This window comes from Acinetobacter sp. ACZLY 512 (assembly GCF_023614015.1).
Taxonomy (GTDB): domain Bacteria; phylum Pseudomonadota; class Gammaproteobacteria; order Pseudomonadales; family Moraxellaceae; genus Acinetobacter; species Acinetobacter soli.
The window spans coordinates 151,634-164,538 of sequence record NZ_JAKIVI010000005.1 but is presented as its reverse complement, the minus strand read 5'-3'; the positions used below and the strand labels follow the sequence as shown (position 1 = coordinate 164,538).

Sequence of the window (12,905 nt, the reverse complement as noted above, 5' to 3'; positions counted from 1 at the left end):
GTCGTTCCATGACAGGTGTTGTGTCGTTCAACGCATTCAGCCTTTACCAGCTCAACGCACCACCTGTTTGGTAATCTGTTACACGCGTTTCAAAGAAGTTCTTCTCTTTACGCAAGTCCATCATCTCAGACATCCACTGGAACGGGTTGTTCACGCCAGGGTATTGCTCTGGTAAGCCAAGCTGTGCCAAACGACGGTTACAGATAAACTTCAAATACTCTTCCATCATGGCCGCATTCATGCCCAATACACCGCGTGGCATCGTGTCACGAGCGTATTCGATTTCAAGCAAAGTACCTTCCACGATCATCTGAATCACTTCTTGTTGGAATTCGGCAGTCCATAAACTTGGGTTTTCAATCTTGATCTGGTTGATCATGTCGATACCGAAGTTTACGTGCATCGATTCATCACGCAAAATGTACTGGAACTGTTCAGATACACCGTTCATCTTGTTACGGCGGCCCATACTCAAAATTTGGGTAAAGCCACAGTAGAAGAAAATCCCTTCAAGAACACAGTAAAACGCAATCAGGTTACGCAGTAACTGCTGATCGGTTTCAGGTGTACCTGTTTGGAAAGTAGGATCGCTAAGCGATTGTGTATACTTAAGGCCCCATGCCGCTTTACGCGCCACACTTGGAATCTCGTGATACATATTGAAGATTTCGCCTTCATCCATACCCAATGATTCGATACAGTACTGGTACGCATGGGTGTGAATAGCTTCTTCAAACGCCTGACGTAAGATGTACTGACGGCACTCTGGGTTGGTAATCAAACGGTAAATCGCCAAAACCAGATTATTCGCGACCAAAGAGTCAGCAGTCGAAAAGAAGCCCAAGTTACGTTTAACAATCACACGCTCGTCTTCAGTCAAGCCATTTTCAGACTTCCAAAGCGCGATGTCGTGGTTCATGTTGACTTCTTGTGGCATCCAGTGGTTGGCACATCCGTCTAGGTACTTCTGCCAAGCCCATTCGTATTTAAACGGCACAAGCTGGTTTAAGTCTGCACGGCAGTTGATCATTGCCTTGTCGTCAACCTGTACACGCGCTGCACCTGTTTCGATCTCTTGCAAACCGGCGCTGATGTCCAGATGCTTTAGGGATTCAGATGCTCGAGCCACCGGATCGGTTGGATCTGTTGATCGCACGGAATCGGTTCCAGTGGATTGTACATTTGCCACACTCGGCGATGATGGCTCTGTAGCAGATACCAACGGCGTAGCTGGCGCTTTTTTCGTATCGACGGGCGCAGACTGGTGTTCATGTGCAGCCGGTTTTTGCGAATCATCTTCTAAATCGTCCCAACTCAGGATAGACATATCAATTCTCTCTTCGTTGTTAATATCGTTTTCGATATCTTTTGGAAGATATCTTTACTATACGCTTATTCTGTGTAAGCAAAATTAAGTTTTATCGATAACTGCTCTAAAATTACTGAATAGAACAAATATCCCTACGACTTATTTTGATTACGCTGTTGTTCACGAATTTTCAAAAACGCGTAAACCAAGGGCGTGTAGAACACAATTGAGGCCACAATGAGCACCGCCAAACCAAGCATATAGTTGTGAGTCAGATGCCACATTGTGTTGTCCTCATGTTCAATCAGGAACGCCTCAAACCGAAACGTTCCTGAAGGGATGTTTTACTGACACGCTTCGCAGTCAGGATTATCGATTGAGCAAGCCATTGGCACTGGAGCAGCTTGTGTAAAGCCATCTTCAGTGGTTTCTGCTTTTACTTCTGGCGCAACTGCTGCCACTGGTGCTGCAGTCGCGGTAGCTTTAACTGCGTTTAATGCGCCAGTGTTAATGGTCGACTTCTCGGCAGAAGTGGCACCTAATGCACGGAGGTAATACGTCGTTTTGAGGCCACGCAACCATGCCATTTTATAGGTAATGTCAAGTTTCTTACCGTTTGCACCTGCAATGTACAAGTTCAGCGATTGCGCTTGATCGATCCATTTTTGACGACGAGAGGCTGCATCAACAATCCAACGTGGCTCAACTTCAAATGCTGTAGCAAAAATTGCTTTTAATTCTTCAGGAATACGCGCAATTTTTTGTACCGAACCTTCAAAGTGTTTCAGGTCGTTAACCATCACGGTGTCCCACAGGCCGCGTTCTTTCAAAGCGCGTACAAGGTATGGGTTGATGACCGTAAATTCACCCGACAAGTTCGATTTTACATACAGGTTTTGGAAGGTTGGCTCAATCGACTGTGAAACGCCACAAATGTTCGAGATGGTAGCAGTTGGTGCAATCGCCATCACATTTGAGTTACGCATACCGTCTTTTTGCACTTTAGCGCGTAGAGTATCCCAGTCTAGGCGTTGGGTGCGGTCTACTTCAAACATACGCTCTGGACGTGATTTTGCTACGATATCAAGTGAGTCGATTGGCAAAATACCCTGATCCCAGAGTGAACCTTTAAAGGTTGAGTACACACCACGTTCAACCGCCAAGTCGCTTGACGTTTGAATCGCGTAGTAGCTGATAACTTCCATCGATTCATCTGCAAAATCAACCGCTGCATCAGAACCGTAAGCAAGACCCAATTCATATAGTGCATCTTGGAAGCCCATGATGCCCATGCCTACAGGGCGGTGCTTCAAGTTTGAGTTTTTCGCTTGTGGCACTGCGTAGTAGTTGATGTCGATAACGTTGTCGAGCATGCGCACAGCAGTTTTGATGGTACGGGCCAGTTTCTCACGGTCAAGTGAACCACCTTGTACGTGCTGAACAAGGTTGATCGAACCTAAGTTACATACTGCAATTTCATCTTCGCTAGTGTTGAGCGTAATTTCTGTACACAAGTTTGACGAGTGAACCACGCCTGCGTGTTGTTGTGGCGAACGTAAGTTACATACATCTTTAAATGTAATCCACGGATGGCCTGTTTCAAACAGCATCGACAGCATTTTACGCCACAAGTCTTGCGCACGGACTTTTTTGTGCAACAGCTCTTGTTCTTTAGCAATCGCTTCATAGTGCGCATAACGCTCTGCAAATGCTTCGCCAGTCAAGTCGTGTAGGTCTGGTACTTCAGATGGCGTAAACAACGTCCATTCTGCATCTTCAAACACACGTTGCATAAACAGGTCTGGTACCCAGTTGGCCGTGTTCATGTCGTGTGTACGACGGCGGTCATCACCTGTGTTCTTACGAAGCTCTAGGAATTCTTCGATGTCGAGGTGCCACGTTTCTAGGTATGCACAGACTGCACCTTTACGCTTACCACCTTGGTTAACCGCAACAGCCGTATCGTTCGCGACTTTCAAAAACGGTACAACACCTTGAGACTTACCATTGGTGCCTTTAATGTATGAGTTGAGTGCGCGTACTGGTGTCCAGTCATTACCTAAGCCGCCCGCCCATTTAGACAGCATCGCATTGTCGCGGATCGCGCCATAAATGTTGTAAAGGTCATCACCAATGGTGGTGAGGTAACAGCTCGACAATTGTGGGCGTAGTGTGCCGGCATTGAACAGGGTCGGAGTAGACGCCATGTAGTCAAAGCTTGAAAGCAGGTTATAAAACTCGATTGCACGTGCTTCACGGTTTTCTTCGTTGAGCGCCAGACCCATCGAGACACGCATGAAGAACAATTGTGGCAATTCGTAACGCACGCCATCTGAATGAATGAAGTAGCGATCGTAAAGCGTTTGTAAGCCCAAGTATGTAAACTGGTTTGAGCGCTCAGGTTTAATCGCTGCCGCCACTTGCGCCAAGTCAAACTTTAAGAGTTCTGGGTCTAGTAGCTCAAGCTCAATCCCTTTTTTCAGGAAAGTTTCAAGCGCATCGCTTTCTAGGGTGTCTTCTGGTAAACCCAAAAACTCAAGGCCTTTTGCCACAAGTTCGTTACGTAATAAACGCGCAGTCACGTAGGTATAGTTTGGCTCTTGTTCAATACGTGTACGTGTTGCCATCATCATGGTGGTGGCGATGTCGCTAATTTTGACACCGTTGTACAGGTTTTTAACAGTTTCATCGACAATTGCTTGAATGTTAATGCCTTCAAGGCCTTCCGCTGCTTTTTCAACAGTGGCTTTTAGTGCATCGAGATCAAGCGGTTGAAGCTGACCTTGATTGTCGGTGATTTGTAAGGTTGGGTGATGGTTGGCGCCTGCTTGCTGGCGTGCAGTACTACGCTGCTCACGGTAAATCACGTAAGCACGCGCAACTTTTTGTTCGCCAGTACGCATCAGCGCAAGTTCAACCTGATCCTGAATTTCTTCAATATGAATAGTACCGCCAGAAGGTAAGCGACGGTTAAATGTGTTCATCACCATTTCGGTTAATTGACTGATTCGGTCATGAATACGACTTGAGTCAGCGCTTTGCTGACCTTCAACAGCTAAGAATGCCTTTCCAATCGCAACAGAGATTTTCTCTGCATCAAAGGTAGCAACTTCTCCATTGCGTTTAATCACCTGAAGTTGTCCAGGAGTTGAAGTGATTACGCTCATGTCAGCATAGCTCCATTGTGATCTGTATTTATGTTCATGGACCATTTGAACCGGGCAAATTTGTGCACGATGTTTGAGGGATAAACACAAGACTTAGTGGTTAATATAGTTTATAGGCACAAGATACGGGAATTTTGGCAGGATATCAATCTTGACTTTTCTTTAATTTTTTTTCCAAATTCTATGTGCATGATTCTGTGGTGCATAGCATAACAAAGGCTGTTAAAAACACGTATAGATAACTGTGTGGATAACTCAAAAAACACTCGTTCAGTGCTGTTGTTTTGGTCCGGTGAAATAATTTGTTTAATAATTGGACGGTCTTTGCGACGACTGGTGAACTTGTGATCTGAGGCGGAAAAATATTTAAAAAGACCTGAAAATTCAACACTTAATAAAAATGCAACAAAATACAACGGACGTGTATCAGTTTGGTGAACGAGGACTTGTTTACAATGTAAACGTGTGTATATTGCAATCTATTATGTCGGTGTAATTGTTGGTTTTTGAACAAGACACTTTAATAGATGATAGGGGCAAAAGTATGAGCCAAGAAGAAAAGTTACCCAAGATTTTAATTGTTGAAGATGACGAGCGTCTTGCACGTCTGACACAAGAATATTTGATCCGTAATGGATTGGAAGTGGGGGTCGAAACAGACGGTAATCGCGCGATTCGTCGTATTATTGGCGAACAACCAGATTTAGTCGTACTTGATGTGATGTTGCCTGGTGCCGATGGCTTAACGGTTTGTCGCGAAGTGCGCCCTCATTATCATCAACCTATTTTGATGTTAACTGCACGTACCGAAGATATGGATCAGGTGTTAGGCCTTGAAATGGGTGCCGATGACTATGTCGCAAAACCTGTTCAGCCACGCGTATTGTTGGCGCGTATCCGTGCCTTGTTGCGTCGTACCGACAAAACAGTAGAAGACGAAGTTGCACAGCGTATCGAATTTGATGATCTAGTCATCGATAATGGCGGACGCTCAGTGACGCTCAATGGTGAATTGGTCGATTTTACCAGCGCCGAATACGATTTGTTGTGGTTACTTGCCTCTAATGCTGGTCGCATTTTGTCGCGTGAAGATATTTTCGAGCGTTTACGTGGCATCGAATATGACGGTCAGGATCGCTCGATTGATGTTCGTATTTCTCGAATCCGTCCAAAAATTGGTGACGATCCGGAAAATCCGAAACGAATTAAAACCGTTCGTAGTAAAGGTTATTTGTTTGTAAAAGAAACTAATGGCTTATAATCTTTGCTATTGAGACCAAGAGCACTTCTTGTTTAAGGCTGATCGAGTGTTTAAGCACAGTATATTTTTACGTATTTATGCGGGTTTGGTGGTGCTGGTCATGTTGGTGGCCCTATTTGGCTATCTGCTTGTCCAGATCATTAATTATCAGCGCGCACAGGAATATCGCGAATCATTGACCGATGGTATTTCCTTTGTGATCAGTGAGAGTATTGCTCGTCAGCCGACCAAACAGCAAAAGCTGGACTGGATTTCCGATGCCTCAGATTTACTGGAATTACCGATTTATTATGTCGATGCCAGTAAAATCGAGTTATCCCGCACCGAAAAAAAACGTATAGAAGAACAAAAATCGGTAGTTCGGTATGATGCCGAAACCTCTATTGCATATGTGATTATCGGACTGCGGAGCGATCCACAGCATTTTCTCTATATTAAGGTCGATAAAATCGGTGAGCGCCAGATGAAAGCGCTGCCGATCTTTATTTTGGATTACTTGATTTATTATCCAGGTCAAGAAAAGCAATACGTCGAAAAAATCCAGACGCATTTTTCTTATCCGATCAATATTTATAATGTGAAAGATCTGAATCTTGATTCAGAGCAGATTGGTCGTCTTCGTCAAAATCAAAGCATTATGCTATATCGTGATAATGCCACCATTCGTGGTACGACCATTTCGATTATTTCACCTATGCCGAACAATCCACTCAATGTATTGGTGCTCGGTCCGGTTCCGATGTTTAACTGGATGCCGTTTCAATTATCTGCCGGTATTACGTTGTTTAGCTTGTTTCTGCTTAGCTTAGGGGTGTATGGCTTAATCTTGCCGCTAGAGCGCAAGATCCGTCAGGTGCGTTATGCCTTAAACCGCATGAAATCAGGAGATTTGTCGCTTCGTGTTCCGATCGAGGGAAGCGATGAAATGGCCAATCTGGCTTCAAGTTATAACAATATGTCCGACCATATTCAGCGGTTGATTGAGGCACAGCGCGAACTGATGCGAGCTGTCTCGCACGAACTGCGTACGCCAGTGGCGCGAATCCGGTTTGGTATGGAAATGCTCGCAGAAGAAGACGATTACGATTATCGTATCCAACAAATGGAAATGATTGATCGTGATATTGAGGCACTCAATACCTTGATTGATGAAATCATGACTTATGCCAAGCTTGAACAAGGTACGCCATCGCTGGATTTTGAGGAAATTATTCTGCTCGATTTGTTGAGTCAGGTAGCAGTCGAAACCGAAGCACTCAAAACCCAAAAAGAAATCGAGCTGATTCCACCTGCGACCGCCATTATGGTCGATGCAGAGCGACGTTACTTACACCGTGTGGTGCAAAACTTGGTCGGTAATGCGGTACGCTACTGCGATCATAAAGTTCGAATCAGTGGGGGTATTCAAGGCGACGGTAATGCTTACATCTGTGTGGAAGATGACGGGCAGGGCATTGCAGAAGAAGACCGCGTACGAATTTTTGAGGCATTTGCACGACTTGATGACAGTCGAACCCGTGCTTCGGGTGGTTATGGGCTTGGGCTTTCTATCGTCAGTCGTATTGCCTACTGGTTTGGTGGCACAATTGAAGTAGATGAAAGTCCAGATTTGGGCGGGGCGCGTTTTATCATGCGCTGGCCGGCCAAGCGTTTTAATCAAACGTTGAAGAAGAAAAACCAGTTTAAAATGAAAGAAGGCAGCTCATAAGCTGCCTTCTTTTTTTAAATGTTAAATTTACTGATAAAGACTGGCATCCGGTGCAATCAAGGGTTTACCTTGTTTTAATGCAGCTAATGCATCTTGGTTGAAGTCTACGCTCAGTGTATTGTTTTCAGCATCAATCTTGTAATGGTTAATTAGTTTTTGGTCCCCACCTGCCAATGTCTCTACACGGTATTCATCACTGATGTTTAAAATGCCTTCAAGGTTTGTGGTCGTTGAAGCAAAGTCTTCACGAAATAATTGATAAATTTCTTTTAAATCAAAAGTAACGTGATCTGCATCGGCGTGTTTTTGCGCATAGGTTTCGATATGGCGAACAAGTAATTGCGCATAAAAGAAATAATTCGGTTTATGTGTAAATTCAAGGCTCATTCTTTTACTCCTTATTCTGTCTTTTCAGCATACACATCCACACAGCACGTCAGTGTATAAAGATGATTAAAGCATGTAGCTGAATTGAAACAAGTTATGAGTAACTCGAGATAGTATTTCGTCCATGTTGCTTGGCTCGATACAATGCCTGATCGGCTTCTTTGAGCATTTGTTCTAAGGATGCCGTGTGGTTCGGCTGAAAAAAGCTAATGCCAATACTGACATGAATATAAATAGGATGGTTATTGGATAAGTAAATCGGATGTTCGCTGACCTTTTTACGAATGCACTCGGCCAGTAAGAAGGTTTCATGTGCTCCAATTTGAGGTAAAAGAATAGCAAACTCTTCTCCTCCTAGGCGGCCCAAAATATCGTTGGGCCTTAGGCATGATTTGATGGTATGCGCGCACAGTTTAATGGCTTGATCACCAATAAAATGACCATAGTTATCATTCACCGATTTAAAGTGATCGATGTCCAGCATCAGCAGTGCGCTTGGGGTGCTGTTGCCTAATATTTTCGTAAATAGTGTGCGTGCGGTCTGATAAAAATAACGACGGGTAAGACTTAAGGTCAGTTCATCGTGCGAGGCAATATACTCTAGATCTTCGATCAACCGGCTCCGAATACTGTTGATATTCGACACGGTAAGCGGGGCAATGACCATCATGATCATACCCAAACGAATTGAGATGCTGTTTTCAAGATATTCTTGCGGATACAGTGCGATGTAATTATGGGTCAAATGGTACAGTAACAAACTGGCACTAATCGAGGTAATGATCGTGACTGAAAAGTGTCGATAGGTCAGCGCACACCAGATCAATACCGCAATCGGATAAAGCACAGAACCGGGTCCATTGTCATAAAAGCAGAAAGCAAGCGCAGCGGTCACGCTCATGACGGGTAGCAGATGTTGAAATTCGATAGGCGTTTGAAAGAAATGCTTAAGTTCATTTCGAAATGGCAAGCTAATTAAGATAGGCAATAGCAGCAAGGCATTTTGCATCTCTGCGGTAAACCAGCCGCCCAGTTCAATCCAGAAATTACCATGCATAAATACCGGGCTGATCATGGGAACAAATAGGCTTGCAAATAAAGCACCTGCGAAACTGCCAATTGCGCAAAAGCTAAATAAAAACAAATAAAAATAGCCTTGATAGCTGTCTTGTAATTTGCGAATAAAACGATGATATAACCCAAAGGTGACTGCGATATAACACAGATTGGCCAAAGTCAGAACAAGGATTTCGGGCAGACTTGAACCAAAAATACTGTCTGATACTAAATACCCAAGTATTCCACCTGTGAGCGCGTAACGATTGCGCAGAGTGGGATAACGGATTAAGAGACCAAGAAAAATCGAGTTGGCAGGCCAGAAAGAAGCAAGAAAGCTTAAGGGGCGGGTTAAGATACCCAAAGTACAGCAGAGAAAAATAATAATAAAAAATAAAATAAAATGTTGCTTTGTAGAGCGTGATAACGTATTTCTAAAGTAGTGAACCATAGAATCAAGCCTTAAAATGAGATGACGCTCTTAATAAAATGTTACATTTTCATTCTGCTGCGCATTTAACCATAATTTATGAAAAGGATGAATAATCATAATTTAAATTTATTATGCTTGCGCTATTGTGGTGCAAATAGGATTGAACGTGATAAATCATGCCAATGACTCAAATGACAGACATAAACGACAAAAAAGTTAAAAAAAGAAAAAAATAATCATAAATTGATTAATGATTAGTTAAATCGATAATCTACGTGAACGTTGGGGTTGAACGTGATTGTGTGACAAAATTGTATAAAAACCATGCTAAAGGCGAAGAGGCTTGAACTAGAAAGAGAAAAGCGAAATCAGGTACAATTGGCGGGATTAATTTTGTGTTTGGTGCGGTTCCAAGACCGAAACATATATTTCTTTGTTAAATAATAGGCCTGCCAGGAGTTATCCCCGCATGAGTGCCATTACTCCATACGATTGGGCAATTATTGCCTTCGTGATCGGCGTTACATTTCTGTGCGTTTTTATGCTTACTGTTCCCTTACTCCTAGGGGGTAAATCATGGGGACGCGCAAAGCAGGAACAGTTTGAATCGGGTGTGGTGAGCGCAGGTGGTGCTCGCATTCGTTTGTCTGCAAAATTTTATTTGGTTGCTATTTTCTTTGTCGTGTTTGATCTTGAAGCACTTTATCTTTATGCATGGGCAACGTCTGTGCGTGAAGTGGGTTGGATGGGCTTTACCACGATGTTGATTTTTGTTGTAGATCTTCTGATTGCATTGATTTATGTCTTTGCGACGGGTGCCCTGACGTGGTCGCCTTCAGATCGTCGTAAGGCAGCAGGAATTAAACCGAAGATTGGATCTCCAAACATGAATATTGCAGAGATCACGCGATTTAATTCAATTGAAGAGTTGGTCATCGATCCAACTGGTCATATCCCTGCACAATCCTCTGGTCGAATGAAGTCAAACACATCGACAGCACCGTCATCTATACAGGAGTAACTCGGGATGAAATATACATTAACCCGTGCGAATCCGGATGCTAATCAATATCCATTACAAGAACGCCAAGTTGTCAGTGATCCACTTCAGGAAGAAGTCAATAAAAATGTATTTATGACTCGCCTTGAAGATGTATTGCATAACGTAGTGAACTGGGGACGAAAAAATTCAGTTTGGCCTTTCAACTTTGGTACGTCTTGTTGTTATGTTGAATATGCGACAACCCTAACCGGTGTCCATGACTTATCACGTTTTGGTGCCGAGGTTATTCGTGCTTCACCGCGCCAAGCTGACTTAATGATTGTCGCAGGTACGTGCTTTGTCAAGATGGCGCCTGTTATTCAGCGCTTGTACGAACAAATGCTTGAACCAAAGTGGGTCATTTCCATGGGTGCATGTGCAAACTCTGGTGGTATGTATGACATCTACTCAGTGGTACAGGGCGTAGACAAAATCATTCCAGTCGACGTTTATATCCCAGGGTGTCCACCTCGTCCAGAAGCATTAATTCAGGCGCTAATGCTGCTGCAAAACCAAATTCAACTTGAGCGTCGTCCGTTGTCTGCCGTAATTGGTGATGATCTTCAGCCGATTTATAAGCCAAAGATGATGCCAGAACGCGATCGTAAAAATGCAGAGCGGATTGCGGTTAAAAACTTACGCTCCATGGATGAAATTGAGTAAATTTTTGATAATTTGCGCTCATCAGGGCGCAGGATGATCAAAAAAACCTAAAAGAATTTGTATTAAATAGGAAGCCAAACCAATGGCTGAAACTGACATTGCTATGCCAGAATCAACCGCTGTTGATTCACGCCCAGCATTTGCAATTGTAGAAGAGCTCAAGACCAAATTTGGTGAGAACTTCTATGTGCAAACAACTTGTGAAGAGTTTCCAACTGTCTGGGTTGAACGCTCACGCGTACAAGAAGTTTTGATGTTTCTACGTAAGGTAGACCGTCCTTATGTCATGTTATTCGATTTGTCTGCAATGGATGAGCGTTTACGTGTACACCGTGACGGTTTGCCTGCTTCAGATTTCACTGTTTTCTATCACTTGCTGTCTTTAGAACGTAACAGTGACATCCGAATCAAGGTTGCTTTAAATGAGAGCGATCTCAATATTGCAACAGCGACCAATATCTGGCCAAACGCCAACTGGTACGAACGTGAAGCCTACGATATGTTTGGCATCAATTTCGAAGGGCATCCAATGCTCCGTCGTATTTTGCTACCAACCTATTGGGAAGGCCATCCGCTTCGTAAAGAATATTCTGCACGTGCTACCGAATACACGCCGTACATGCAGGACAAAGCCAAGCAAGACTTCGAACAAGAGCATTTGCGTTTTGTTCCTGAAGACTGGGGTCTAAAGCGCGGTAATGCCGACGAAGACTTTATGTTCTTGAACTTGGGTCCAAACCATCCGTCTGCGCACGGTGCATTCCGTGTGGTCTTGCAGCTTGATGGTGAAGAAGTTAAAGACTGCGTACCGGATATCGGTTACCACCACCGCGGTGTGGAAAAAATGGCAGAGCGTCAAACATGGCACTCGTTCATTCCTTATACCGACCGTGTAGATTACTTGGGTGGTTGTGCGCAAAACATGCCGTATGTGATGGCAGTTGAGCAGCTTGCCGGTATTAAAGTGCCAGAGCGTGCCCAAGTCATTCGTGTCATGTTGAACGAATTGTTCCGTATCAACAACCACTTGTTGTTCTGTGGTACAGCCATTCAGGATGCTGGTGGTATGACACCAGTATTCTATATGTTTGCCGACCGTCAAAAAGTGTATGACATCGTCGAAGCCATCACGGGTTATCGTATGCACCCGGCTTGGTTCCGTATCGGCGGTACTGCACACGATCTTCCAAACAACTGGCATAAGCTGGTGAAGGAACTTCTTGAGTGGATGCCAAAGCGTCTAAATGAATACCATACAGCAGCGCTGAAAAACTCGGTATTTATTGGCCGTACCCGTAATGTTGCGCAATATGATGCAAAATCAGCATTGGCTTGGGGCGTGACGGGGACAGGTTTACGTGCAACAGGTATCGACTTCGACGTGCGTAAATACCGTCCGTACAGTGGCTATGAAAACTTTGATTTTGATGTGCCAGTCGAGTACGAAGGTGATGCTTACGCGCGTGTCATGGTGCATTTCCGTGAAATCACTGAGTCATTGAAAATCATTCAGCAATGTCTAGACAACATGCCGTCTGGTCCGTACAAAGCCGATCATCCATTGGCTGTTCCACCACCAAAAGACAAGACTCTGCAAGACATCGAAACCTTGATTAATCACTTCTTAAGTGTGTCATGGGGTCCGGTTATGCCTGCGGGTGAAGCATCGTTCATGACGGAAGTGGTAAAAGGGGCGAGTACCTATTATCTCACCTCAGACAAAGCCACCATGAGCTACCGTACGCGTATCCGTACACCAACCTTCACGCACTTGCAGCAAATGCCGTCAGTAATTAATGGCAGCTTGGTGTCCGACTTGATCATTTATTTGGCGACCATCGATGTGGTTATGGCCGACGTGGATCGCTAAGGATAAACG

The 12,905-nt window shown here is 44.1% G+C and carries 10 protein-coding genes; 5 read left to right on the top strand and 5 right to left on the bottom strand.

The window, feature by feature from the left end; all coding sequences use genetic code 11:
- Positions 1-43: 43 nt before the first annotated feature.
- The 3 genes from L2096_RS07795 to L2096_RS07785 form a co-directional block, all read right to left on the bottom strand.
- Positions 44-1,327: a ribonucleotide-diphosphate reductase subunit beta gene (locus L2096_RS07795; protein ID WP_004945570.1), complete on the bottom strand. Its 1,284-nt coding sequence runs from the start codon at positions 1,325-1,327 to the stop codon at positions 44-46.
- 134 nt (positions 1,328-1,461) lie between these two features.
- The gene (locus tag L2096_RS07790) at positions 1,462-1,593 is read right to left on the bottom strand and encodes a hypothetical protein (RefSeq protein ID WP_004935008.1); all 132 of its coding nucleotides are present in this window, start codon (positions 1,591-1,593) and stop codon (positions 1,462-1,464) included.
- Positions 1,594-1,653: 60 nt separating this feature from the next.
- Positions 1,654-4,476: a ribonucleoside-diphosphate reductase subunit alpha gene (locus L2096_RS07785; protein ID WP_250365185.1), complete on the bottom strand. Its 2,823-nt coding sequence runs from the start codon at positions 4,474-4,476 to the stop codon at positions 1,654-1,656.
- Positions 4,477-5,020: 544 nt separating this feature from the next.
- Between L2096_RS07785 and bfmR the strand changes: the two genes are divergently transcribed.
- Positions 5,021-5,737 carry a response regulator transcription factor BfmR gene (gene bfmR / locus L2096_RS07780; RefSeq protein ID WP_004935012.1) on the top strand — a complete coding sequence of 239 codons (717 nt, stop codon included), beginning with the start codon at positions 5,021-5,023 and terminating at the stop codon, positions 5,735-5,737.
- Positions 5,738-5,783: 46 nt separating this feature from the next.
- Positions 5,784-7,445: a sensor histidine kinase BfmS gene (bfmS, locus tag L2096_RS07775; protein WP_004935013.1), complete on the top strand. Its 1,662-nt coding sequence runs from the start codon at positions 5,784-5,786 to the stop codon at positions 7,443-7,445.
- 27 nt (positions 7,446-7,472) lie between these two features.
- On the opposite strand, the gene L2096_RS07770 is transcribed toward bfmS, so the two are convergent.
- The gene (locus tag L2096_RS07770) at positions 7,473-7,832 is read right to left on the bottom strand and encodes a hypothetical protein (RefSeq protein WP_004945574.1); all 360 of its coding nucleotides are present in this window, start codon (positions 7,830-7,832) and stop codon (positions 7,473-7,475) included.
- A gap of 94 nt (positions 7,833-7,926) precedes the next feature.
- Positions 7,927-9,339, bottom strand: a complete 1,413-nt coding sequence (locus tag L2096_RS07765; protein ID WP_250365184.1) for a GGDEF domain-containing protein — start codon at positions 9,337-9,339, stop codon at positions 7,927-7,929.
- Between the two features lie 451 nt (positions 9,340-9,790).
- Between L2096_RS07765 and ndhC the strand changes: the two genes are divergently transcribed.
- From ndhC to nuoC, 3 genes are all read left to right on the top strand, one after another.
- The gene (gene ndhC, locus L2096_RS07760) at positions 9,791-10,342 is read left to right on the top strand and encodes an NADH-quinone oxidoreductase subunit A (RefSeq protein ID WP_004935016.1); all 552 of its coding nucleotides are present in this window, start codon (positions 9,791-9,793) and stop codon (positions 10,340-10,342) included.
- Between the two features lie 6 nt (positions 10,343-10,348).
- Entirely contained in the window at positions 10,349-11,026 is a 678-nt protein-coding gene (locus L2096_RS07755) for a NuoB/complex I 20 kDa subunit family protein (protein WP_004935017.1), read from the top strand.
- Between the two features lie 82 nt (positions 11,027-11,108).
- On the top strand, positions 11,109-12,896 hold the full coding sequence (gene nuoC, locus L2096_RS07750; protein ID WP_004935021.1) for an NADH-quinone oxidoreductase subunit C/D: 1,788 nt from the start codon (positions 11,109-11,111) through the stop codon (positions 12,894-12,896).
- The last annotated feature ends 9 nt before the right edge of the window (positions 12,897-12,905 follow it).